The organism is Aeromonas sp. R10-1 (assembly GCF_040908465.1).
GTDB classification, from domain to species: domain Bacteria; phylum Pseudomonadota; class Gammaproteobacteria; order Enterobacterales; family Aeromonadaceae; genus Aeromonas; species Aeromonas caviae.
In genome coordinates this window covers 60,554-85,135 of record NZ_JBFODT010000038.1, presented here as the reverse complement: position 1 = coordinate 85,135, position 24,582 = coordinate 60,554, and the positions used below count along the sequence as shown (strand labels likewise).

At 63.0% G+C, this 24,582-nt stretch carries 21 protein-coding genes; 12 read left to right on the top strand and 9 right to left on the bottom strand.

Going from position 1 to position 24,582, the window contains the following annotated elements; all coding sequences use genetic code 11:
* Positions 1-313: 313 nt before the first annotated feature.
* A complete protein-coding gene (hypB, locus tag AB5Y93_RS19320; RefSeq protein WP_368230165.1) occupies positions 314-1,156 on the bottom strand; it encodes a hydrogenase nickel incorporation protein HypB in 843 nt (280 codons plus the stop codon).
* Here hypB and AB5Y93_RS19315 point away from each other — a divergent pair.
* Positions 1,037-1,396 (top strand): hypothetical protein, encoded by a 360-nt coding sequence (locus tag AB5Y93_RS19315; RefSeq protein ID WP_368230163.1) that lies wholly within the window; start codon positions 1,037-1,039, stop codon positions 1,394-1,396. The genes hypB and AB5Y93_RS19315 overlap by 120 nt on opposite strands.
* On the opposite strand, the gene hypA is transcribed toward AB5Y93_RS19315, so the two are convergent.
* The 5 genes from hypA to hypF all read right to left on the bottom strand — a co-directional run bounded on the left by hypA (position 1,374) and on the right by hypF (position 6,649).
* Positions 1,374-1,715, bottom strand: a complete 342-nt coding sequence (gene hypA / locus AB5Y93_RS19310) for a hydrogenase maturation nickel metallochaperone HypA (RefSeq protein WP_005333346.1) — start codon at positions 1,713-1,715, stop codon at positions 1,374-1,376. The genes AB5Y93_RS19315 and hypA overlap by 23 nt on opposite strands.
* A 69-nt stretch (positions 1,716-1,784) precedes the next feature.
* Positions 1,785-2,789: a hydrogenase expression/formation protein HypE gene (gene hypE, locus AB5Y93_RS19305; RefSeq protein ID WP_368230161.1), complete on the bottom strand. Its 1,005-nt coding sequence runs from the start codon at positions 2,787-2,789 to the stop codon at positions 1,785-1,787.
* 85 nt (positions 2,790-2,874) lie between these two features.
* Complete coding sequence (gene hypD, locus AB5Y93_RS19300; protein ID WP_368230160.1) at positions 2,875-3,987, bottom strand: hydrogenase formation protein HypD; 1,113 nt, start codon at positions 3,985-3,987, stop codon at positions 2,875-2,877.
* Positions 3,981-4,232: a HypC/HybG/HupF family hydrogenase formation chaperone gene (locus AB5Y93_RS19295; RefSeq protein WP_040065728.1), complete on the bottom strand. Its 252-nt coding sequence runs from the start codon at positions 4,230-4,232 to the stop codon at positions 3,981-3,983. Before AB5Y93_RS19295 ends, hypD begins: the two co-directional genes overlap by 7 nt.
* A 5-nt stretch (positions 4,233-4,237) precedes the next feature.
* Complete coding sequence (gene hypF / locus AB5Y93_RS19290) at positions 4,238-6,649, bottom strand: carbamoyltransferase HypF (protein WP_368230158.1); 2,412 nt, start codon at positions 6,647-6,649, stop codon at positions 4,238-4,240.
* A gap of 752 nt (positions 6,650-7,401) precedes the next feature.
* Here hypF and recR point away from each other — a divergent pair.
* The 9 genes from recR to AB5Y93_RS19245 all read left to right on the top strand — a co-directional run bounded on the left by recR (position 7,402) and on the right by AB5Y93_RS19245 (position 17,201).
* Positions 7,402-8,004, top strand: coding sequence for a recombination mediator RecR (gene recR / locus AB5Y93_RS19285; protein ID WP_010674419.1), 603 nt, complete (start codon positions 7,402-7,404; stop codon positions 8,002-8,004).
* Between the two features lie 450 nt (positions 8,005-8,454).
* Complete coding sequence (gene htpG, locus AB5Y93_RS19280) at positions 8,455-10,368, top strand: molecular chaperone HtpG (RefSeq protein ID WP_201888934.1); 1,914 nt, start codon at positions 8,455-8,457, stop codon at positions 10,366-10,368.
* A 238-nt stretch (positions 10,369-10,606) separates the two neighbouring features.
* Entirely contained in the window at positions 10,607-11,251 is a 645-nt protein-coding gene (adk, locus tag AB5Y93_RS19275) for an adenylate kinase (protein WP_010674422.1), read from the top strand.
* A 119-nt stretch (positions 11,252-11,370) separates the two neighbouring features.
* Entirely contained in the window at positions 11,371-12,345 is a 975-nt protein-coding gene (hemH, locus tag AB5Y93_RS19270) for a ferrochelatase (RefSeq protein WP_368230155.1), read from the top strand.
* A gap of 64 nt (positions 12,346-12,409) precedes the next feature.
* Positions 12,410-12,802 (top strand): MAPEG family protein, encoded by a 393-nt coding sequence (locus AB5Y93_RS19265; protein ID WP_104455791.1) that lies wholly within the window; start codon positions 12,410-12,412, stop codon positions 12,800-12,802.
* A gap of 175 nt (positions 12,803-12,977) precedes the next feature.
* Positions 12,978-14,282, top strand: a complete 1,305-nt coding sequence (locus AB5Y93_RS19260) for an inosine/guanosine kinase (RefSeq protein WP_010674425.1) — start codon at positions 12,978-12,980, stop codon at positions 14,280-14,282.
* Between the two features lie 162 nt (positions 14,283-14,444).
* Positions 14,445-16,073: a methyl-accepting chemotaxis protein gene (locus AB5Y93_RS19255; protein WP_225315776.1), complete on the top strand. Its 1,629-nt coding sequence runs from the start codon at positions 14,445-14,447 to the stop codon at positions 16,071-16,073.
* Between the two features lie 123 nt (positions 16,074-16,196).
* The gene (locus AB5Y93_RS19250; protein WP_010674427.1) at positions 16,197-16,559 is read left to right on the top strand and encodes a DUF2750 domain-containing protein; all 363 of its coding nucleotides are present in this window, start codon (positions 16,197-16,199) and stop codon (positions 16,557-16,559) included.
* Between the two features lie 147 nt (positions 16,560-16,706).
* A complete protein-coding gene (locus AB5Y93_RS19245; RefSeq protein WP_368230154.1) occupies positions 16,707-17,201 on the top strand; it encodes a hypothetical protein in 495 nt (164 codons plus the stop codon).
* On the opposite strand, the gene AB5Y93_RS19240 is transcribed toward AB5Y93_RS19245, so the two are convergent.
* The gene (locus AB5Y93_RS19240; protein WP_368230152.1) at positions 17,164-18,801 is read right to left on the bottom strand and encodes an EAL domain-containing protein; all 1,638 of its coding nucleotides are present in this window, start codon (positions 18,799-18,801) and stop codon (positions 17,164-17,166) included. The two genes, AB5Y93_RS19245 and AB5Y93_RS19240, sit on opposite strands and share 38 nt — an antisense overlap.
* 188 nt (positions 18,802-18,989) lie before the next feature.
* Here AB5Y93_RS19240 and glgC point away from each other — a divergent pair, with 188 nt between their 5' ends.
* Positions 18,990-20,264 (top strand): glucose-1-phosphate adenylyltransferase, encoded by a 1,275-nt coding sequence (gene glgC, locus AB5Y93_RS19235; RefSeq protein WP_010674430.1) that lies wholly within the window; start codon positions 18,990-18,992, stop codon positions 20,262-20,264.
* Between the two features lie 58 nt (positions 20,265-20,322).
* On the opposite strand, the gene AB5Y93_RS19230 is transcribed toward glgC, so the two are convergent.
* Together AB5Y93_RS19230 and AB5Y93_RS19225 are read right to left on the bottom strand one after the other, a co-directional pair.
* Complete coding sequence (locus tag AB5Y93_RS19230; protein WP_368230151.1) at positions 20,323-22,323, bottom strand: hypothetical protein; 2,001 nt, start codon at positions 22,321-22,323, stop codon at positions 20,323-20,325.
* A gap of 146 nt (positions 22,324-22,469) precedes the next feature.
* Positions 22,470-23,021 (bottom strand): lipoprotein, encoded by a 552-nt coding sequence (locus tag AB5Y93_RS19225; RefSeq protein ID WP_045524966.1) that lies wholly within the window; start codon positions 23,019-23,021, stop codon positions 22,470-22,472.
* A 320-nt stretch (positions 23,022-23,341) separates the two neighbouring features.
* Between AB5Y93_RS19225 and AB5Y93_RS19220 the strand changes: the two genes are divergently transcribed.
* The gene (locus AB5Y93_RS19220) at positions 23,342-24,529 is read left to right on the top strand and encodes an isochorismate synthase MenF (RefSeq protein WP_368230149.1); all 1,188 of its coding nucleotides are present in this window, start codon (positions 23,342-23,344) and stop codon (positions 24,527-24,529) included.
* Positions 24,530-24,582 lie beyond the last annotated feature (53 nt).

The following is a 24,582-nucleotide window of genomic DNA, read 5'->3' as shown; positions in this document are numbered from 1 at the left end:
CGCAAGGGGAGAAGGGAGCATAAGGTGCCATTTCGCCAGGCTCGGGGTTTAGGGTTTGGAGAACCTCGATGTGTGAAAATATGGCTGGTTGTTATGCTCGAAGCCCCCTGAGGGGCTTGAGGGCGTTGTATAGCCGCGGCATCCACAAACCGGTTCCCTCTCCCTGGGGAGAGGGCCAGGGTGAGGGCGCGCGAGTATGAAACGCTGACCATTCTGTACAGAGAGAATCGTTGGCAAAGCGCGCAGATAAAAGAGAGGGAGGCATCAGCCTCCCTCTTTTGTTTTCTACCGTTATCAGCGGCGTTTAACCGGTTCAGGCACTGGCCAGCCAGCTCAGCCAGGCATCCATCCCTTCGCCTGTAGTGGCGCTGACCTGGATCACCTGAATATAGGGGTTGACCCGTTTGGCGTTCTCGATGCAGCGGGCCACGTCAAAGCTGACGTAGGGCAGCAGCTCGATCTTGTTGATCACCATCAGCTGGGCGGCGGCAAACATGTCCGGGTATTTCAGCGGCTTCTCTTCCCCCTCGGTGACAGAGAGGATCGCTACCTTGTACTTCTCGCCGAGATCGAAGCTGGCGGGGCAGACCAGATTGCCCACGTTCTCGATAAAGAGGATGCCCCCTTGATTGGCGGGCAGCTGGTGGCAGGCGTCGTGAACCATTTTGGCATCCAGATGGCAACCCTTGCCGGTGTTGATCTGCACGGCAGGGACACCGGTGGCACGGATGCGATCCGCATCGGCACTGGTCTGCTGATCCCCTTCAATCACCGCGCAGGGGCGCTTGTTGGCCAGCTGGCGCAGGGTTTCGCACAGCAAAGTGGTTTTGCCTGAACCCGGGCTAGAGACCAGATTGAGCACCAGCTGGTCGGCAGCCGTGAAGTGTTCGCGGTTGTGGGCCGCCAGCGCGTTGTTCTTGGCCAGCACATCCATCTCGATGGCGATCAGCTGGCGCTGCCCCATACCGGGGACCGACAATCCCGCTTCCCCTTTGCCATAGTGCAGATCACCCTGCTGATGGTCATGGTCATGGTCATGGTCATGGGGATGCGCGTGGGAATGGCCGTGTTCATGAGAGTGGGCATGATCATGATGATGGTCGTGAGGGTGATCATTGTGGTGCTCATGAGGCTGATTATGCTCCTTGTGGCTCACGGGAGCCCGCACCCCGTGGTAGTGGTGATGGACATCCCCCTGATGGTGATAGTGGTGGTGAATGATCAGAGTGCGCGGCGCACTCTGCTCGTGATCATGATGATGATGGTCGTACTCATGACCATGTTCATGGTGATGTTCATGCTCGTGATGATGCTCATGATCGTGCTCATGGCCGGCGATCCGCGCCTGGCCGCATCCGCATACGCTACACATATCAACTTACCTCGATGTCGGTGATGCGCAGGCTATCACCCTGCGCGACTCGTAATTTGTATCCGCCACACTCGGGACAGGCCTGCCCGCGCTCGGTGAGGGTGACCGTCTTGTTGCAGTCATAACACCAGGCCTCTGCCGCCTGGTGCTGAAAGTGCAGCTGGGCTCCTTCGACGGCGGTGCCCTTGGCGGCGGCCTCGAAACAGAAGGCAATGGTGTCCGGGTCGACGCAGGAGAAGCTGCCGACCTCGAGCCAGAGGGCGGTCACCTTGGTAAAGCCCCGCTGGGTGGCCTGCTCGGCCGCCAGATCGATGGCAGCCATGGCCAGAGACATTTCGTGCATGGTAGCTCCTTAACCGATAGGGGGAGGAGCTGTGACTCCTCCCTGTAATTGACGTAACGGCATGGTTGCTCAACAGATCCGCGGCAGCAGCTCCCCCTGCGGTAGCTCCAGATAACGGCGGCTGCCCCAGGGGTTGTTCAAGATCACCTTGTGGCGATCGCTCGCCTGCACCACGCCGATCTGGCTGGCGGCGGGGTTGAATTGCCGCAAGATGCCCAGCGCGTCCCGCGCCTGTTCGGCGGGCAGGGCCAGCACCATGGTTCCCTCGTTGGCGAGATCATGGGGCTCGAAACCGTAGAGCTCGCACAGGCCGCGCACCGGATCGCACACCGGAATGGCGGACTCCTCCAGTTCGATGGCCACCTGGGAGGCGCAACTCCATTCGTTGAGTACGGCGGCAAGGCCACCGCGGGTGGCATCGCGCAGGGCGTGAGGGGTAATACCCGCTTTTAGCAGCGCTTCGACCTGCGGCCAGAGGGTGGTGCAGTCGCTCTTGAGATCGGATCCCAGTTGCAGGGCGTCGCGGGCCATCAGGATGCAGGCGCCGTGGCTGCCGATATCCCGCGACACCAGAATGGCGTCACCGGCCTTGAGGTTGCGTACCGAGATGCCCCGGCTCTGCTCAGGCAGAGGGAAGGTGCCGACCCCGCAGGTGTTGATAAAGATCTTGTCGGCTGCCCCCTTGGGTACCACCTTGGTATCGCCGCAGACGATGCGGGCGCCGCTGTTGGCAAGCTCGGTCGCCATCGACTCGACGATGCGGGCCAGATCGGCGTAGGGGAACCCCTCCTCGATGATAAAGCTGCAGCTCAGATACTCGGGCTTGGCCCCCATCATGGCGAGATCGTTGACCGTACCGGCGATGGCCAGCTTGCCGATATCGCCCCCCTCGAAGAAGAGCGGCGAGACGGTAAAGCTGTCGGTGGTGAAGGCGACGGGGCCGCTCACCGGCAGCAGGGCGGCATCTTCACCGCGCAGCAGGATCTCGTTGCCAAAGTGGCGAAAGAAGAGCTGGTTGATCAGCTGGTTCATCTCGACACCGCCGCCGCCGTGGCTTAACTGAATTTCTCTCATCGGGTCTGGTTCTCCACAAGATTGCAGAAACAGGCTGGTTCATCTCTCCTCATCACCCGACCGCCGTGGCTTGACTGAATTTCTCTCATTGGATCCCCATATATCGGTAGTAGGCATTGCAGGCCCCCTCGGAGCTCACCATGCAGCTGCCCATAGGCTGGGTCGGGGTGCAGCCCCGGCCAAAGACGTTGCACTGGTTCGGCTTGGCGAGCCCGCGCAGGATATCGGCGCACTGGCACGCCTTGTGATCGTCGATGGGGGTCTGATCAAGCTGGAAGTAGCGCTCCGCATCGCGCTTGGCGAAGGCATCGCGCAGGCGCAGGGCGGAGGCGTTGATATCCCCCAGACCTCGCCAGCGAAAGTGCTCGCGGGTCTCGAAAAAGCGCTCGACCAGCCACTGGGCGGCTTTATTGCCGCTGGCGGTGACGGCGCGGCTGTACTGCACCTCCAGCGCGTAGCGACCCTCAACTTTCTGGCGCACCATCATCAAGAGCGCCTCCATCACGTCCACCGGCTCGAAACCGCTCACCACCACAGGCACCTGATAGCGATCGACGATGGGCAGGTAGATATCGGCGCCGGTGATGACGCTGACGTGAGAGGGGCCGATAAAGGCGTTCACCTTGGCAACGCCGTCGGCCATCACCGCATGAATGGCGGGCGGCACCAGCACATGGTTGATATGAAACAGGAGGTTCAGGGCCCCTTGCTCTTCAGCGGCAGCCAGCAAGGCTGCGGTCATGGGGGTGGAGGTCTCGAAACCGATGGCGAAGAAGACCACGGTTTTCTCCGGATTCTCTTTGGCGATACGCAGGGCATCGAGGGGGTCATAGACGGGGCGGATATCGCTCCCCTTGGCGCGCTGCTGGGCCAGCGTGCCCCTGGAGCCCGGCACCCGGATCATGTCCCCCAGGGTGACCAGAATGACGCTGGGCTGGCTCGCCAGCTCGATGGCCTGATCGATGCGCTCTTTGGGCATGATGCAGACCGGGCAGCCGGGGCCGTGGACAAACTCGATGCTGGCGGGCAGCAGCTGGTGCAGGCCGTACTTCATGATGGTGTGGGTATGGCCGCCGCACACCTCCATCACCCGCAGCGGCTCGGGCAGATCTTTGGCCAGTTCGGTGATCTGGGCGGCGAGGGCGCGGATCACCTCGGGCTGGCGAAAGCCCTGGAACAGGTCATTCAAGGTCAGCATGGCAAGATATCCTGTTTGGGCATCAGGGCCACCATCTGGCGGAAGCTCTCGAGGCTGGCCTGCGCCTCCTCTTCGTCAATCTTGCTCATCACAAAGCCGATATGGAGCAGCACATAGTCGCCCACCTGGAGAGGCTCTTCGAGCAGCATGCAGCTGACGCGCCGCTGCACCCCCAGGGTATCGACGGTGACGCAGTTATCTTCGGGGTGCAGCTGCACCACCTGAGAGGGGATGGATAGACACATGAATTTCAGGACTCCGACAAGGTGGCACAACCGGCTGTGGCAGGCTGATGCGTGGCAAGATGGTGGATGGCAAACCAGAGCTGACCGGCGGCGATGCCACCGTCATTGAGCGGCAGGGTTTCGCTGGTCAATACCTGCCGGCCGGCTGCTTCGAGAGCGGGCACCAGCTGATCCATCAGCACCCGGTTTTGAAAGACGCCGCCCCCGAGTACCACCGGATAGCCGGGGAAGCGCTCGGCAAGGGCGATGACCAGAGCGCTGATGGCGCGGATAAAACCGGCGGCCAGGCTGGCGGTTGAGGTGCCTTGACGCCGCTCGCTGACAAGGGTATTGATGAGCTCGGCCCACTCGATCTGCAGTGGCCCTTCCGCTGATTGGCTGAGGTCAAAGGCGAGGGGGAAGGGCTGTTCATCGGGGGCCAGCTGCAAGGCAGCCGCCTCCAGCAAGAGTCCCGCCTCGCCCTCGTAATCCGGGGTGTTGATCACCCCCAGCAGCGCCGCCACCGCATCGAACAGCCGACCGATGGAGCTGGTATAAGGGGCGTTGCGACTCAGCTGCCAGAGCTGGTGCAGGTTGCTGATCCGCTTAAGGGGCAGTTGCTTGATCAACGGAATATCAAGGGCACTGATCTGCTCAGGAGTGTGCGATTCAAACAGCAGCCCCAGCAGCTGGCGCACCGGCTCGCGAATGGCCGCCTCGCCGCCGATCAGCTTGAAAGGCGCGAGGTGGGCAACACGATCGAAGCCCTTAACGTCTGCGATCAGCAGCTCGCCGCCCCAGAGGGTGCCGTCATCGCCAAGGCCGGTGCCATCGAAGGCAACACCCAGCACCGGGCCCGTGATGTTGTGCTCGGCCATCACCCCCAGCAGGTGGGCGTGATGGTGCTGTGCTTCGAGGTGGGTTGCATTGTGATCGCGGCAATAGCCCTTGGCCCACTGGTGGCTGAGGTAGCCGGGGTGGCGATCCGAGACCAGCAGCTGGGGTTTGAGATCGTAGAGATCGCGAAAGGTCGCCAGGGTCTGCTCGAAGTGCTCCTGCATCGGCAGGCTGTGCAGATCGCCGATATAGGGGCTGTAGATGCGCTGGCGGCCGAAGGCGAGCGCCAGCTGGTTCTTCTGTTGCGCCCCGACTGCCAAGAGCGGCACCTTGACCGCCTCTTGTAGGCTGGGGGTGCAGGGGGCATAGCCCCGGGCGAGGCGCAACGTCTGACGTCGCCCGCCTGCCCACTGCACCAGACTGTCGTCGCACGGGTGCAGGATGGGGCGGTTGTGATCCAGGATGCCGTCAATCTCACTGCCGAGTTCCCTGACTACTGCCTCACAGTCGATCAGGATAGGGCTGCCGCGACCATTGGCGCTGGTGGCCACCAGCGGCATGGCGCAGGCATCCAGCAGCAGCTGATGGAGCGGGGTATAGGGGAGCATGATGCCGAGGTAGGGGATGCCGGGGGCGATCCCCTCGGCCAGCAGCGCGGTTGTCAGTAGGGATTCTGAGAGCCGATCATCGTTAATGCGCTTGCGCAGCAAGGTGATGGGTCTGGCCTGAGAGGTGAGCAGCTTCCACTCGTCTTCGCTGCCGGTGACATGCAATTTGGCCTCGGCAAGGGAGCCCATCATCACCGCCAGCGGCTTGCGCTCGCGCCGCTTGAGCTGGCGAAGCCGCGCCACGGCAGAGTCGCTTCGGGCATCACATATCAGGTGATAACCCCCCATTCCCTTGACCGCAATCAGCGCCCCCGCTTGCAGGGCGCGGGCGGCTGTGTGCAGCGCATCCTCGCGCTCGGCCAAGGCATCGCCACGGCCATTTCGCCAGCTTAGATGGGGCCCGCACTCGGGGCAGCTCACCGGCTGGGCGTGGTAGCGTCTATCCAGCGGGTTTTCATAGGCCGCCTCACAGCGCGGGCACATGGCAAAGCCTGCCATGGCAGTATGGGGTCTGTCGTAGGGGAGGCGGCGGATAATGGTGTAGCGCGGGCCGCAGTGGGTGCAGTTGGTAAAGGGGTAGTGGTGGTGGCGATCGCTTGGATTGGCCACGTCCGTGGCGCATGCCTCGCACATCCCCTGATCCGGCGAAATGGCGACCGTGGCCGCGCTCTGCTGCTGGCTCGCTTTAATTCGAAACTGGTCATGAAATTGGCCATCGAAGTCGGGATCATGAGCGAGGGGCAGTTCCCGCTCTCTGAAATGATCGATGCGGCTTAAGGGCGGCGCCAGTTCCCGCAGTTCGCGGGCAAAGCTGGCCAGTTGCTCGGCGGAGCCTTCGGCGCCAATGGTGACGCCGTTGGCATCGTTCAACACATAACCGGCAAGGCCGTGGCGCAGCGCCAGCCCATAGACGAAGGGGCGAAAACCGACCCCCTGCACGATACCGTCTATATGAAATTCCCGGCGCAGTCGAAGGCGTGTCGACGTGGTCATGGCGCCATCCAAAGAGGGGCCAGCGCCCCTCCCTGATAACCGGGGGGCAGGGAACCCTCCCTCATGACAGGGAGGCTGGGGAGGGCCGACAGGGGCGGCCATCCGGCGATCATCCTGGGGGATGTCATGCGATATCGAACTCCCATCTGCTGGCCTGCCGCCACGGCATGGGCCATCGGGTGCAACGAACGGGGGGCAACGGGCTGCGTCGCGATAGAAGGGGCGTAGCCTGGGCAGGGGAGGGAAGCGGGCCTCTTATCCTGCCGCGGGGGCCAAGTTTACCGGGGCCCTGGTCCCCAATACCTTGATCTCGCCCCTGTTTGAGTGCCAGATGCGGCGCTTCTTTGCGATCCTGTGAGCCTGCTCCGCCAGCGATCGGCGTGTGAGAACTGGCGGCGCCGCACCCCCGGGGCGCTGAACCGGCCCCTGAAGGGGGCAAATCGAGGATGGCGGGGCCAACACGCAGGTTTTTTGTTTGGTTTTATTTAACGATTGCGGTCAATCGAGTGGAAAAATTGAACACCTTGGGGGCTGTTTTACCCCTTGCGGGGGCTGGCGGGGGCCTGCCGGCCCTGAAAAACGGAGGTCAGTCCGGTTTCCCGGTGCGTCTCGGCGGCGAGGCGCCTGCGGGCGGGATCTGCCATTGGCGGCCCTGGGCTGGTATAGTCCTGCGCCAACAAAAGAGGTTGGAGAGACGGCTTGCCGATGCCCCTGGGGCGGCGCCTCTCTTCGCGGCATCAAAGGATATCCCCATGAAATTCAGTCCCCTGCTCGATGAGATGATGAAGGCGCTGCAGGTCTTGCCGGGCGTGGGCCCCAAGTCCGCCCAGCGCATGGCGTTCACCCTGCTGGAGCGCGAGCGCAGCGGCGGTCTGCGTCTGGCCTCCCTGCTCAACCGGGCGCTCACCGAAATCGGTCATTGCAGCCACTGCCGCACCTTTACCGAGAACGATCGCTGCGAGATCTGCGCCAATCCCAAGCGCGAGGAGAACGGCCTGCTCTGCGTGGTGGAGAGCCCGGCGGACGTGGCGGCCATCGAGCAGACCGGCCAGTTCTCCGGCCGTTACTTCGTGCTGATGGGCCACCTGTCGCCCCTTGACGGCATCGGCCCCGAGGAGCTGGGGCTCGATATCCTGGAGCGCCGCCTGCAAGAGGAGCAGATCAAGGAGCTGATCCTCGCCACCAACCCCACCATCGAGGGGGATGCCACCGCCTGGTACATCGCCGACATGGCCCGCACCGCCGGGGTGGAGGTGAGCCGCATCGCCCACGGTGTGCCGGTGGGCGGGGAGCTGGAGCTGGTGGATGGCACCACGCTCTCCCACTCCCTGATGGGGCGCCAGCGCCTGAGCTAAAGAGGCCACGAACCCCACCCCGGCCCTCCCCTTGGCAGGGGAGGGATCAATGGATCTTGCCCCACTCCTCCCTTTGGCAGGGGAGAAAGCAACGAACCCCGCCTCAGCCCTCCCCTTGATAGGGGAGAGAGCAATGGACCCCACCCCAGCCCTCCCCTTGGCAGAGGAGGGGGCTACGAATCCCACCCCTCCTATGTCAGGGGAGAGCAAGGCTGACCCCGCTATTGGCTCCCCTCTCGATTCCAATCTGACCCTCCTCGCCAGACAGGGGATGGCAGTGCACCTCCCCCTTGTGAAGGGGGAGGCCGGGAGGGGGTTGCCTGTGTGGGCCAAGCGAGGGGCCGGTGTGCAAATTTGCTCTCAAGTTTGCACGCAAGCCCCTTGATATTTGAAAGGCCAACCCCATCTAGCTTGGGAATCTGTTCAACCCGACGTTTTGAGGACTGGTCGATGACCCAAAGTGTTCACGCCGAAACCCACGGCTTTCAGACTGAAGTCAAACAACTGCTGAGCCTGATGGCTCACAGCCTCTACTCCAACAAAGAAGTATTCCTGCGCGAGCTGATTTCCAACGCCTCCGATGCGGCGGACAAGCTGCGCTTCAAGGCGCTTTCCGATGCCTCTTTGTTCGAAAACGACGGCCAGTTGCGCGTGCGCCTGGTGGTGGACAAAGAGAACAAGACCCTGACCATTTCGGACAACGGCATCGGCATGACCCGTGACCAGGTGATCGAGCACCTGGGCACCATCGCCAAGTCCGGCACCGCCGAGTTCTTCAAGAACCTCTCCGGTGACCAGGGCAAGGATTCCCAGCTGATCGGCCAGTTCGGGGTGGGCTTCTACTCCGCCTTCATCGTGGCCGACAAGGTGACCGTGGTCTCCCGCGCCGCCGGCACCGCGCCGGAGCAGGGCGTGCAGTGGGAATCACAAGGGGAAGGCTCCTTCACCGTGGCTGACGTGACCAAAGCCGGTCGCGGCACCGACGTCATCCTGCACCTGCGCAGCGATGAAGAGGAGTTCCTGGACGACTGGCGCCTGCGCTCCGTGGTCAGCAAATATTCCGACCACATCAGCGTGCCGGTGGAGATGTTCAAGGAGGGTACGCCGGATCGGGAAGAAGACGGTGAAACCATCGTCGGCACCCCGGGGGAGTGGGAGCAGGTCAACCGCGCCACCGCGCTCTGGACCCGCAACCCGAAGGACATCAAGGACGAGGAGTACCAGGAGTTCTACAAGCACGTCGCCCACGACTTCGAAGATCCGCTCCTGTGGGGTCACAACCGGGTGGAAGGGGCCCAGGAGTACACCAGCCTGCTCTACATCCCGGCCCGTGCGCCGTTCGATCTCTACAACCGCGAACAGAAGCACGGCCTGAAACTCTACGTGCAGCGCGTCTTCATCATGGACGACGCCGAGCAGTTCATGCCGACCTACCTGCGCTTCGTGAAAGGGGTGCTGGACTCCAACGATCTGCCGCTCAACGTCAGCCGTGAAATCCTGCAGGACAACAAGGTGACCGCCTCCCTGCGCAAGGCCTGCTCCAAGCGCGTGCTCACCATGCTCAACAAGCTGGCGAAAGACGATGCCGAGAAGTACGCCAAGTTCTGGAGCGAGTTCGGCAATGTGCTCAAAGAGGGCCCGGCCGAGGATTACGCCAACCGGGAAGAGATCGCGAAGCTCTTGCGCTTTGCCAGCACCGCTGGTGAGGGCGAAGCCCAGACCGTGTCGCTCGAGGATTACGTTGGCCGCATGAAGGAAGGTCAGCAGAAGATTTACTACATCACCGCCGACTCTTATGCCGCTGCCAAGAACAGCCCGCACCTCGAGATCTTCCGCAAGAAGGGCGTCGAAGTGCTGCTGATGTGGGAGCGGGTGGACGAGTGGCTGATGAGCCACCTGACCGAGTTCGACGGCAAGCAGCTGGTCTCCGTCACCCGTGGCGAACTGGATCTCGGGGATCTGGAAGACGACGCCTCCAAGCAGGCGCAGGAAGAGGCCGAAAAAGCCAACGCCGGTCTGGTGGAGCGGGTCAAGAAGAGCCTCGGGGAGGCGGTGAAAGAGGTGCGCGTCACCCACCGTCTGACCGACTCTCCGTCCTGCATCGTCACTGACGCCCACGGCATGAGCACCCAGATGATCAAGCTGATGCGCGCCGCCGGTCAGCCGGTGCCGGAGCAGAAGTACATCCTGGAGCTCAACCCCGACCATGCCTTGGTGAAGAAGCTCGGCACCATCGAGGATGAGAGCCTGTTTGGCGAGTGGGTCTCCCTCCTGCACGAGCAGGCCCAGCTGGCGGAGCAGGGTGGCCTCAATGATCCGGCGAGCTTCGTCTCCCGTATCAACCGTCTGCTACTCCAGGCGTGATGTGATTGTGATTGGCCCACTGCATGACAGTGGGCTTTTTTTTGGCCGTTCCCCTCTGGTGCGCTGCTGCATTTTCAATCATTTTTCGTGGTCGTCGTCTGCGTCTTTGGTCGCAGAGACGGGGCGGGAGTGTGGTGATAATCTGGCCACTCACACGGGGCGAGCTTGTTAATACGGGCGAAAACGTGTAGTTTTTTGCCTTCTCAAGAATTGAATAACCAATCAACTAGGAGCGTGTATGCGCATTGTTCTGTTGGGAGCTCCGGGCGCCGGCAAGGGTACCCAGGCTCAGTTCATCATGGAAAAACACGGTATTCCGCAGATCTCCACCGGCGACATGCTGCGTGCGGCGATCAAGGCGGGTACCGAGCTGGGCCTCAAGGCCAAAGCCGTGATGGACGCAGGTCAGCTCGTCTCCGACGACATCATCATCGGCCTGGTCAAAGAACGCATCGCGCAACCGGATTGCGCCAACGGCTTCCTGCTGGACGGCTTCCCACGCACCATTCCCCAGGCGCAAGCCATGAAGGATGCCGGTGTGACCGTGGACTTCGTGCTGGAGTTCGACGTGCCGGACGAAGAGATCGTCAAGCGCATGAGCGGCCGCCGCGTGCACTCCGGCTCCGGCCGTACCTACCACGTGGTGTTCAACCCGCCGAAAGTGGAAGGCAAGGATGACGTGACCGGCGAGGATCTGGTGATCCGTGCCGACGACGAAGAGACCACAGTGCGCAAGCGTCTGGATGTCTACCATCAGCAGACCGCGCCGCTCATCGGTTTCTACGGCAAGGAAGCGGAAGCGGGCAACACCCGTTACGTCAAGATCGACGGCACCCAGCCAGTGGATTTGGTCAGCCAGCAACTGGCCGCCATTCTCGGTTAAGCCATTCATGGCCGGCAGGACGCAGCCGTTCGCTGGCTGGCTACGAGGGTGAGAAAAGGGTCCATACCGGGCCCTTTCTTGCATTCCATTCCCATGACACAGAACGACAGGATGCTAACGTGACCACGAAAACCGGGATCTTGCTGGTCAATCTGGGTACCCCGGCCGCGCCGACCACGGCGGCGGTCAAGGCGTTTCTCAGCCAGTTTCTGCACGATCAGCGGGTCGTCGACCTGCCGCGCTACCTCTGGTGCCCCCTGCTTCACTTCATCATCCTGCCGACCCGCTCCCCCAAGGTGGCAAAGCTCTATCAGCAGGTGTGGACCGAGCAGGGTTCCCCCCTGATGGTCATCAGCCAGCAGCAGCGCGCGGCCCTGGAGCACGAGCTCAAGCGGGAAGGGGTCGAGGTGCCGGTGGCGCTCGCCATGACCTATGGCGCTCCGTCGCTGGCCGACGGCTGGCAGGCCCTCAAGGCCCAGGGGGTCAACCGGGTGATCCTGCTGCCGCTCTATCCCCAGTATTCGGTCAGTACCACCGCCTCGGTGTTCGACGCCTGGGCCAGGGCGATGAAAACCGAACGCAATCTGCCGGTGGTGCGGCTCATCCGCGATTACCATGCCCACCCGGAGTACATCCAGGCGCTGGCCATGAGCGTGCGTCGCCACTGGGAGCAGCACGGCCAGGGGGAACATCTGCTGATGTCCTTCCACGGCATTCCCGAGCGCTACGAGCGGGAAGGGGATCCTTATGGTCATCAGTGCAGGCGCACCGCCGCCCTGCTGGCGGAGGCGCTGGGGCTGGCCCCGGAGCAGTGGACCGCGAGCTTCCAGTCCCGCTTTGGCAAGGAGGAGTGGCTCAAGCCCTACACGGACCTGACCGTGGGCGAATTGCCCTCTCGCGGCCTCAAGCGGCTCGATGTCATCTGCCCGGCCTTCTCGGCGGATTGCCTCGAGACCCTGGAGGAGATCCAGGTGCAGAACCGGGAGATCTTCATGGCCGCCGGTGGCGAGCAGTTTGAATACATCCCGGCCCTCAACAGCGATCAGGCCCATATCCGCATGATGGTTTCCCTCATCTGTCGCGAGCTGGCATGATGGCCGTTCTCATCCGGTGCCCGACGTGGCGGACGTTCGGATTCAACGATAAAGGAGTGTCCTGATGATGCATATCACGCTGATTTACGCCGGCCTGCTCGGGCTCTTGTTCCTGCTGCTCTCCTTCTGGGTGGTCAAGCGCCGCGCCCAGTTCAGGGTGATGATAGGGGAGGGGGAAGCCCCCGAGATGCTGGCCGCGATCCGCGCCCACGGCAACTTTGCCGAGTACGTGCCCCTCACCCTGCTGCTGATGGCCCTGTGCGAACTGGCGGGGGTCGGGGCGCTCTGGCTGCACCTGGGCGGTGTGCTGCTGCTGGTGGGTCGCATCCTGCATGCCATCGGCATCCAGATCCCCAGGGCTCCCAACATGCCGCGCCTCTTCGGCACCCTCTTCTTCTGGCTGTCGCTGGGGATGTTCTCGGTGCTGGCCCTGGTGCAGGGGCTCTCGGCAAGCTGAATGTCATCCCGCAACACCACCCCGCCACGGGGTGGTTTTTTGTGGCAGCCAAGTCAAACGTTTTCCTCGCAAACCCTTGTCTATACTGACCTCAAAATTCAATCGTGCGACTTTTCGGCGTGGTGGATTGTGTTAAAATCCCGCCCCTCTTTTCCCCAGAGCACAGAAGATTGCCATGAAATTTCCCGGTCAGCGCAAGTCCAAACACTACTTCCCGGTCGACAGACGTGATCCCCTGATCCCGCAGAATTCCCAGCTCACCGAACTGGGCAAGGCCTATGTAGTGGGCATCGATCAGACTCTGGTGGATATCGAAGCCCATGTGGACGAAGACTTCCTGAACCGGTACGGCCTGAGCAAGGGCCACTCCATGCTCATCTCCGACGAGGTGGCGGAGCTGGTCTACGACGAGCTCAAGGCCAACAACATGGTGGTGAGCGAATTTGCCGGCGGCACCATCGGCAACACCATGCACAACTACTCCGTGCTGGCGGACTCCCACTCCATCCTGCTTGGCGTCATGAGCCAGGACATCCGCATCGGCAGCTATGCCTACCGCTATCTGTGCAACACCTCCTCCCGGGTCAACCTCGACTACCTGCAGCCGGTGGACGGCCCGGTCGGGCGCTGCTTCACCTTCATCACCGAAGGGGGAGAGCGCAGCTTTGGCATCAACGCCGGCAAGATGGATCACCTAGATGTGGACCACATCCCCGAGACCATCATCAAGGAGGCCTCGGCCCTGGTGATCACCGCCTACCTGGTGCGCGGCGCCGACGGCACGCCCATGAAGGAGGCCGCCATGGCCGCGGTGCGCTATGCCCGCGAGGCCGGGGTGCCCGTGGTGCTGACCCTGGGCACCCGCTTCGTCATCGACGAGAATCCCCAGTGGTGGCGCGATTTCATCAGCGAGAACGTGACCGTGCTCGCCATGAACGAAGACGAGGCGGAGGCCCTGACCGGGATAAAGGATCCCCTCGGCGCGGCCGACAAGGCGCTGGACTGGGCGGACATGGTGCTCTGCACCGCCGGCCCCATCGGCCTCTACATGGCGAGCTACACCGACGAGGACTACAAGCGCGAGACCACCCACACCCTGCTGCCCGGCGTCATCCCCGAGTTCAACATGTACGAGTTCAGCCGCCCCATGGCCCGGGACAAGTGCCGCAAGCCTGCGCGTATCTACTCCCACATCTCCCCCTACATGGGCGGCCCGGAGAAGATCAAGAACACCAACGGGGCAGGGGACGGGGCGCTGTCCGCCGTGCTGCACGACATGGTGGCGAACGCCTACCACCGCATGAACGTGCCGAACTCCGCCAAGCATCTCTCGGAATTCCTGACCTACTCCTCTCTGGCCCAGGTGTGCAAGTACGCCAACCGGGTGAGCTACGAGGTGCTGGCCCAGAGCAGCCCGCGCCTCTCCCGCGGGTTGCCGGAGAAGGAAGACAGCCTGGAAGAGGTGTACTGGGAGCGGTGATACCTCTCCCTGTCGACCACGAGAAAGGGTGCCACTGGGCACCCTTTCTTGTTTTTGGGGCTGGATCATGTTTTTGGCATCGCTTTTGCTGACATCGTGGACAGCCCGCGTCGCGGCGGCATACCTTGTGTTAAGGATATGTAGCTGCTGCGGGGCGAGGGTATGTTGAGACAATGGAGTATCGGTCGGCGTCTGTCGCTGGTGACCCTGATGGTGCTGGCGCTGCTGGGACTGCTGCTGTTCTTCTGCCTGCAGATCTATCAGCAGGGGCTGATGGGGGAGAAGAGCCGCCAGACCCAGGCCCAGGTGGAGACCGCCTACAGCCTGGTGGCGGGGCTGGAAGCCAGGGTGCGCAAGGGGGAGATGGACGAGGCGAGCGCCAAGGCCGAGGCGCTGGCGCTGATCAAGGGGTTGCGTTACGGCAACGATGACTACTTCTGGATCAACGACAGCCACCCCACCATGGTGATGCACCCCATGAAACCCGAGCTGGACGGCAAGGATCTCTCCGGGGTGGAGGACAAGCAGGGGCTCAGGCTGTTCGTCGCCTTCGCCGATCTGGCCCGGGCCCAGGGCGCGGGGGAGGTGGCCTACTACTGGCCCAAACCGGGGGTGGACGAACCGGTACGCAAGATCTCCTACATCAAGCGCTTCGCCCCCTGGGACTGGATCATCGGTACCGGCGTCTATGTGGACGACGTCGAGGCCCAGTACCGGGAGGTGCTGCACACCCTGCTGGGGATCGGGCTGGTGCTGGCCCTCCTGCTGTTTGCCGTGGTCGGCCTCATTGTGCGCAGCATCGTCGTGCCCCTCTCCCGCTCGGTCTCGGCCCTTGGCAACATCGCCAGGGGGGAGGGGGATCTGCGGGTACGTCTGCCGGAGTCGGGGCGTGACGAGCTGAGCCAGCTCAGCATCAACTTCAACCTCTTCGCCAGCCAGATGGCGCAGCTGGTGGCCCGCAGCCAGCAGATAGCGGATCAGAACCGGGTGCATGCCCACCAGCTGGCCGAGGTGGTGGAGCGTACCGGCGCCATCGTCACCGGCCAGGAGCAGGATACCCTGCGGGTGGCCAGCGCCATGGAGCAGATGACGGTGAGCAGCCGCGAAGTGGGCCAGCACGCGGCCCAGGCCGCCGACGCGGCGGACTCGGCCCTCAATCTGGCCCAGCATGGCCGCGAGGTGGTGGTCCAGACCCGGGAGTCCATCAGCCAGTTGGCGGACGAGATGGTGGAGACGGTGCAGGCGGTGAGCCGCCTCGAGCAGGAGACTCAGCAGATTGGCTCCGTGCTCGACGTCATTCGCGGGGTGGCGGAGCAGACCAACCTGCTGGCCCTCAACGCCGCCATTGAAGCGGCACGGGCCGGGGAGCAGGGGCGCGGCTTTGCGGTGGTCGCCGACGAGGTGCGTACCCTGGCGACCCGCACTCACAGCTCCACCGACGAGATCCGGCAGATGATCCAGCGGCTGCAGGAGGGGGCCGGCAAGGTGGTCAGCGGCATCAGCCAGTTGCAGCAGCTCTCCCGCGCGACGGCGGATAGGGCCGGCGATGCGGATGTCGCCATCAATGCCATCGATGGATCCGTCCACACCATTACTGCCATGAATGGGCAGATTGCCACGGCGGCGGCGGAGCAGAGCCGGGCGGCGGAGGAGATCAACCAGCGGCTGGTGGCCATCACCCAGCTGGCGGCGGATGCCCTGGCCCAGAACCGGCTGACCGAGCAGGCATCCGGGCAACTGGCGCTGGCCTGCGACGAGCTGGGGGCCCTGGTGGCGAAATATCGCATCTGACGGCCTTTATCCCCGCTTTTTCGGGATAAGGCTTGAGTCTGGGGGGCTTTTGGGACACCATCTGCCCCATTCTCGGCCAGCCCTGGCCGACAGCCTGCCATTGCTTTGCAAGAGAGAGACCCCATGAGCAAACTAACTGACAATCTTGACGCCAATTTCCAGCTGTTCATCGAAGAAGTCCGCGAGTCGGGTCAGGTGTGGGGTCTGCGCTACGGTGAAGACTGGGTGGTGTGCCGCTCCGCCGAGTTCGAAGATGCGGACGTGATGCCGCTCTGGTCCGCCGAAGGGGATGCCCGCCTGCACTGCGTGGACGAGTGGGCGGATTACGAGCCGGAAGTGATCGAGCTCGAAGAGTTCTTGGACATCTGGATCAACGATCTGGACGAGGATGACGTGCTGGTCGGCCCGAACTGGAACGCCGATCTGGAAGGTCAGGAGCTCGAGCCCATCGAGCTGGCCAAGGCGCTGGTGGAACTGGACGCCTGAGTCTGCCGTCCTGCCGGATTGTGATGAACCGGCCCCCTTCGGGGGGCCGGTTTTTTTATGGCCGCCATGGGCCATGAAAAGGCGATTTGCCTTTGCACCCGTCCCGGGGATGGGTCATCATCAACCCTTTGCCGATCGGGAGGTGCCATGTTTGTCTTTGACGTGACCACGAAGGCGGGGGCGCAGGGGAGGATCCAGGTGCAGGCGCTGGACTGGGGCCAGAGCGGCCCGGTGAGCTTTCAGTGTGACAGCGACGAGCTGGCCCTGGTGCTGCTGAGCGGGTGCCGCTGTGATGCCGTGGGGTACTTCAATCTGCTGGGGGGCTGCAAGCCGCTCTACGTGGAGCAGTGGCTCACCTATTTGCAGGAGCGTGGCCAGCTGGAGAAGGTCACGGCCCGCCAGGAGAGCCCGTCCCAACCCGATTACCTGACCCGGGCCGGGCTGACGGACGACGAGCTCAATGCCCTGCTCGGCCAGATCTACAAGGTGGCCGGGTTCAACCGCCTGCAGATCAACCGCTACCTCAAGCATCGCCACAACCCGACCATGCTGGCGACCCGTTACGATCAGAAGGAGCTGGAGCGCTATCGCCAGCTCAACGACATCATTCTGACCCTGTTGAAGCTGAAACCGTCTCCGTGAAGATCCCCATCTGACCGATCTCCGGCCCCAGCTCCTGGGGCCGGGCGATGAGGTAGCCCTGCAAGCCGTCCACATACATGCTCTGCAGCATCTGCTTCTGGCCTATCTGTTCCACCCCTTCTGCGATCACCAGGCAGCCCATGCGATGGGAGACGTCGACGATCATCCGCACGAACTGCTGATTGGTGAGATCCTGCTCCAGCTCGGTGATGAGACCGGGGTCCAGCTTGATGTAGTCGGGTTTGAGCTCGCGAAACAGGCTGAAGGAGCCGATCCCCTTGCCGAAGTTGCAGATGGCCGAGCGGCTGCCGTGGCGCCTGAGCAGCTCGAACAGCCGCCTGGACCCGGTCAGGTTGCGCTCCAGGTGCTCCTCGTCGAGCTCGAACACCAGGTTGGCCCCGATGTCGGGGTCTTTTTGCAACTGGTGATCCAGCCAGATGAGAAAGGCGCTGTTTTGCAGCAGGGAGCCCGGCAGATTGAGACCCCATCGGCTGTTGTGGCCTCCGAAGGCGCGGTATTGGCGGATGACGTGGCGGATCACCATCTGGGCCAGGCGCAGTACCATGTCCAGCCGCTGCGCCATGGCGAGCAGGGTATCACTTGGCAGCACGGTGCCGTCGCTGCTGCAAAAGCGGGGATAGATCTCGTGATAGGCGAGCATGCCGCGATGCAGGGGCTGGATGGGCTGGCAGGTAAAGTTGACGCTCTCCTGCTCCAGCAGATCGGTCAGCACCTGGGTCCAGTGACGCTGACCCTGCACTTCGACCACCTCGTCGTTCTGCTGGATGGCCCAGCCATTGACCACCTCTGTCTGGGCGCGGGCCAGCGCGAGATCCGCCCGGGCTAGAATGGCCTCTATCTTCTGCTCGCTGCTCAAGCGGGTCATGCCCGAGTAGGCGGCGCTCTCGAGCTCGTGATCGTGCTGATAGCGATCGAAGGCGAGCTTTAGATCCCGTCCCAGCAGATGGGGCGGGATCTGGGCCAGGGGGGGCAGCAGGACGGCAAAATCGGCCCCCGAGATGCGATAGACCCGGTGGCCCGGGAAGCGGCTGACGGTGTGGCTGATGAGGGCGGCGATGTCCCGGATGTAGGCATCCCCGGACTGGAAGCCGCGCTGGGCGTTGAGGGTCCCGAGCTCGGTGGCGCGGATGAGCACCAGGATGGCGGTCTGGGTGTTTTCCTGTTGCAGCAGCTCGGTCAGATCGCGCCGGAAGGCGTGGCGGTTGCCAAGGCCCGTCATCTCGTCCCGGGTCGCCTGATTGTGCAACTCGGTGATCTGGCGGTGGGCATCGATCTCGGCCTCATTGAAGGACGCAAGGAGCTGGCGCAGAGCCGTTTGTGCCTGTACGCTGTCGAGCATGGCGGGATCCCGCTGCTGCAGCGCCAGCAGCCAGCGTTGCTCCTGCCTCGCCTTTTCCCCACGGCGCGCGCTGTGGGTGAGAAAGAGCAGCAGGGCGAATCCCGTCAGGGTGGTCATCAGGACCAGCAGCAGGGTGAGCGGTGAGGCGGGGGGGGCGAGCAGCACTCCCTGTAACAGCAGCATGGGAATGCAGACCAGTGCGCTGACCAGCAGCAGGTTTCCCTCATGTTTATTCAACATCGTTTCATCCTTGATGATGTTCATGATGTAGAAATTCTAACCAAGTCGCTGGCGCAAAACATGAGTACTCACGCAACTCCACGATAAAGCGCCGGCGGAATGCAACTAAATGTGAGTGAAAACACTTTCATGGCCTGTAAAAAAAGCGAAGATGGGTTGAAAACAGCCCCAACAGAGCAGAGGTAGATATGTTGCTAGAACCCGTAGACACCGCCAAAGCACGGCAACTATTGAATCAGAGTATGGCCTTGGTGCTCGCAGGGGGACGGGGCAGCCGCCTGAAGCAGTTGACCGATAACCGCGCCAAGCCCGCCGTCCACTTTGGCGGCAAATTCCGTATCATCGACTTCGTGCTCTCCAACTGCATCAACTCCGGCATCCGCCGGGTGGGTGTGGTGACCCAGTACAAGTCCCACAGTCTGTTGCGCCACCTGCAATCGGGCTGGTCTTTCCTGCGCTACCAGATGAACGAGTTCATCGACTTGCTGCCCGCCCAGCAGCGGGTGGACGAGGTGCACTGGTATCGCGGCACCGCAGACGCCATCTACCAGAACGTCGACATCATCCGTGACTACGGTCCCAAGTACATCGTGGTGCTGGCAGGGGATCACATCTACAAGATGGACTACGCCGCCATGCTGCTCGATCACGTGCGCCTCGGCGCCAAGGTGACGGTGGCCTGTATCGAGGTACCGCGCTGCGAGGCATCGGCCTTCGGCGTGATGGACATCGATGAGCAACGCAAGATCCGCGCCTTCGTGGAGAAACCGGCCAATCCGCCCGCCATGCCGGGCTGCGAGGATCGCTCGCTGGCCTCCATGGGCATCTACATCTTCGAGGCGGAGTACCTCTACCAGTTGCTGGAAGAGGACATCCACAATCTGGAGTCCAAGCACGACTTCGGCATGGACGTGATCCCGCGCATCGTGGGGGAGGGCAAGGCCTTTGCCCATCCGTTCAACATGTCCTGTGTCGGGGCCAAGGAGGGGCAAAAACCCTACTGGCGCGACGTGGGGACCCTGGATTCGTTCTGGGAGGCGAACATGGACCTTGCCTCCGTGGTGCCCGAGCTCGACATCTATGACGAGAACTGGCCCATCTGGACCAGCCAGAACATGTCGCCCCCGGCCAAGTTCGTGCAGGACAGAAACGGCCAGCACGGCATGACCATCAACTCCATGTTCGCGGGGGGCTCCATCGTGAGCGGCTCCTTCGTGCTCAACTCGGTGTTGTTCACCAACGTGCGGGTGCACTCCTTCTGTACCCTGGATCAGGCGGTGATCTTCCCCGGGGTCGAGATCGGGGCTGGTTGCCGCTTGCGCCGGGTGGTGGTGGACAAGGGGTGCAAGCTGCCAGACGGCCTGGTGGTGGGGGAGAACGCGGACGAGGATGCACGCCGCTTCTACCGCTCCGAGCAGGGCATCGTGCTGGTGACCAAGCCGATGCTGGCCAAGCTCGGCTAACCTCGTCGACACAGACAAAAAAAGGGAGCCCTGGGCTCCCTTTCTATTGGTGGTCGATTTATTTCTCGCTGACCAAGGCCTTGCCGGCCATCACCATGGCGGTGCCATGCTTGCCACCGGCGGCGGTCACTTGCGGGACGCCATCTTCGTCGGTGTCGCTGCCGGCACCCTCGATGACGTTCTCGCCGGAGTCGCCGATCCACTCGGCCATCTGCATGCCGCCGTTGACGGTGCCGCGGAACCAGCTCACGTAGCGCTGGGTCAGCTGGGCCAGCTCCAGCTCGGGTGCCTTCTCGGCCCCTTCGTTGCGCAGGTTCAGCATGGCAGAGCGCAGGGCGCCGGAGATGGCGGCCTGGGTCCAGGGGGTGTATTCACCCTGCTTGCCGGCGAGCCAGGTTCCGGCCTTGGCATTGAAGTAGGCCTTGTCGGCGGCGATGAAGAGCTCGCGCGCCGCGGTGCGGTACTTGGCATCCGAGGTGGCCAGGAAGGCGGCGGTCAAGCCGCGGATGGCGGCGAACTGCGCGTCGATGGACTGACCGGCGTCAAGCTTGCCGCCCAGGGTCAGACCGTCATGGACCAGGCCATTCTTGCCCTTGAGGTGGGCGAGGATGAAATCGGCCTGCTTGCGGACCAGTGCGATCGCCTGCTCACCCTGTGGGGTCTTGAGGTTCAGCTCGCCATTGTCACCGGCGGCGTAACCCACAGGCAGCGCATCCTGGGCGCGCTGGAAGATCTGCAGGGCGACCAGGGCGTAGGCGGCGTCGAAGGTGGTGACGTGCCCGGCCTGTTTGCCAGCCTGCCAGCTGTCGACCAGGGTGCCAGCCTTGGGCTCGAAGTGCAGGGCCAGCAGGTTCTTGAAGGTGAGGTTGGAGAGGTTCAGGGCCAGGGAGAAGGCATCGCTGCCCGCCACCGCCTTGCCCAGATCGTTGGTCTGGTTGGCAGCCGGAGCGGCGGCGAACGGGGCACCGTCAAACACGGCGTGGAAGGCCGGGTTCTGATTGGTGTTGGCCGTGCGCTGATCGCTGAAGGCGTAGAACTCGGAGAGGGGCCACAGCAGCATCCAGGCGTCGCGCAACTGGGCGGAGCCGTCCACGACCTCCAGCTTGCCGATGGCACCGGCGTCGTTCTTGCTGGTCTCGGTCACTTTCACCTGATGAGGGAAGTAGACAACCCCCTTGGCCGGATCGTACTGCGGGGTGATTTTGGCGCCCAGGGTCTTGCCGTCAAAGCCGAGCTGACCTTGCAGGATGGCGAGCTTGTCGATGGACTGCTCGGTCAGCATCATGCCGTTGAAGCCGTCGGCGGCAGAAACCCCCAGCTTGTGCTTGCCGTCCTGATCCATGGTGGCGGACGCGGCTTCCACCTCTTCATCGCTCTCAGCTACGTGCATGCCCCCCAGGAAGTCCTGGGACCACATCACTTCCTTGAGCAGGATGCCGCCCACTGCTGCCGGGACCAGCAGGTTGTCACTGCCGCTCCAGCGCAGGGTGGCGTAGTCGCGGAAGTAGGCGGGGACCTGGGTCTTGACGCTCTTCTCGTTGCCCTTGGCGGTCTTGATGGTGATCTGGTCACCGTTGACCGGGGTGGCGTTTACGGCCTGGGCGAACTCCGGGTTGGCGGAGGCGTAGGGCAGGGAGAGGGGATACATGCCCTGGGGAATTTCATCGGCGGGGAAGCCGACGGCCTCTGCCATGGCCAGTACCCGTTTGCCCAGGTCGGCCAGGGTGCCGCCACGGGCCTGGTTTTGCGGCCCGTTGACCAGATGGGGGCCCATGCCGGACTGGTAGTTGAGGGCGTACATTGCCTCTTCGGAGTATTCATAGGATTCGATGCCGGCGGCGAAGTCGAACGGGGTCGGCTCGTCGGCGCGGTTGGCGTCCAGCACATCCAGATCCAGACCGAGGGCCTCGGCCAGCGGCTCGCCGGAGAGCTCGAATTCGGTGTAGGCCAGCATGTTGGCGGCGGTGTTGAACGTCTTGTCCTCCACCTTGACGGCAGCCTGTGCGGCGCTGCTGAGGAGTGCGCAGGCGATCGCCTGCACCAGTACGGTTTTTCTCATGTCCTTCTCACCATATTGTTGATTTTATTATGACGCTTCTCATGAATCTAAATGAGAATGGTGTGCATTATGGGGCAAAGGGCGGGGCTTGAGAAGAAAAAAACCGCGCCCCGGTGGGGTGAAGAGGAGAGGCGCGGCGGCAGGTGTCACATCAGTTTGAAGGGGATGACCAGTCGGCCCGGCTCCACCTTGAGGGCTTCGACCTTGTCCTTGATCCGCGCCTCGTTCTGGCGGCTGCCATCGAGCCGGTAGACGGGGGTCTGGGAGAGGAACAGGGAGAGGGACTGGTTGAAGGTGGGCAAAAGCGGGGAGAGGGCGGTGCCCACGTCCGCCGGCTCTGTCTTGACGGAGAGCAGCTCGAGATCGCGCAGATAGATGGCGCCCTGTTCGGCCACGTAGTCCGGGCGTGCCCGCAGGGAGAGGCGGATCTTCATCTGCTGGCTGCCCAGCGGGCTCGCCACCTGCAGCTCGCCGGCGGCATCCAGCTCGACCTTGTCGGCCTGGCTGCGGCCGATGCGGCTTTGCATGTCATCGAGTCGGATCTTGCTCGACATGATGCCGGGGATCCCCAGCTGTTTCTCGAAGGCGACTCGCTCCTTGAGGTACTGGTTGATCTCCCCTTCGCTGACGCTGTACTGGGTCAGCGAGCAGGCCGCCAGCAGCAGGGCGAAGGGAAGCAGAAGCAGGTGTTTCAACATGGGAGGGTTCCATTTTCGGGGCTGTCACAAGAGGTGGCGCCATCTTAGAGGCAAAGCGGGTTGGCCGCCAGTGGGGCCGCCCTGACCGGTTTCTGTCGCATCCCCCATATGGGGATGGCAATCCGTTTTCATTCGAGTAGCTGTTTCCCTTCACCGCCAGCAGGCCCGCCCTGGCGTCATCCCCGACATACCCACAGACAAGCTCCTGTTTTAACGATGCAAAATCCCATTGACCCCGCGATTTCAAAGCGAGTATTTTACCGCCGCACAAAGTCAAACTGATAATCATTATCATTTTGAATCTTCTTTGAGGGTATGACGTGAAGACTCGAGTAATGGACAATGGCGCACCTGCCGAGGCGAAGATGTCGCCTGATTTCTTGTTTACCTCGTGTCAGGGCACGATCAGTGCCACTGACCTGGGGCAACCCATCACCACCCCCGCCTGCGAGTGGCCCCTGCTGGCACAGCAGATAACCCTGGCCCTCGATGCCGCCAGGGCTGCCGGCCAGACCAACCCTCTGCTGATAGGTGCTTTTGCGTTCGACCAGGCGGAGGCCTCCTGCCTCTATGTGCCCGGCAACTATAAGCGGGGCGAGAAACTGGCCCCGACAGAGCCGTCATCGGTGACAGCGGCTGAGCAGGCCCCCGAGGCCAACAGCGTCATCTCGGTGCAGAGCACCCCGCCGGCCAGCGACTTCCAGGCCTCGGTCAGTGCGGCGCTGGATGCGTTTGCACAAGGCCGGTTGTCCAAGGTGGTGTTGTCGCGCAAACTCACCCTTACCCTGCACCAGCCCGCTGACCCTAAGCAGGTGATGGCCCGTTTGATGGCCCAGAATCCCCACGCCTTCCACTTCTCCCTGCCGCTCGGCCAGGACCGCCGCCTGCTGGGCGCCAGCCCGGAGCTGCTGCTGCGGGTTAGCGGGGGAGAGGTGTTCACCCATCCGTTGGCGGGCTCCGCCAGACGGGTGAGCGAGCCGGCGCAAGACGAAATGGTGGCCAGGGATCTGCTGGCTTCTCGCAAGGATCAGCATGAACACAAGTTGGTGATCGACGAGATCCGCCGGGTGCTGACCCCCCACTGCCGCGAGCTGGCGATCCCCGCTCATCCCTCGCTGATGAGCACGGATACCCTTTGGCATCTGGGCACCCCCATCGCTGGCAGGCTCAATGGCGGCGAGGCGTCGGTGCTCTCCTTGGCCTGCCAGCTGCATCCCACCCCGGCCCTGTGCGGCTATCCCACCGAACTCGCCCGCCAGTTCATCCGCGAGCAGGAGCCCTTCCGGCGAGCCCTGTTCAGCGGCATCGTTGGCTGGTGCGACAGCCAGGGCAACGGCGAGTGGGCCGTGGTGATCCGCTGCGGGGTGCTCGATGGCCATCAGGTCGAGCTGTTTGCCGGCGCCGGTATCGTCGCGGGCTCGGATCCCGCCATGGAGTGGGCCGAGACCGGCACCAAGCTGGGCACCATGCTCAAGGCCCTTGGCCTGGATTTGGAGGTGGCGCAATGACCCAGCTTCAATATCTGGGCTGGCAGAGTGGACAGCCGAATCTGGAAGCCCTG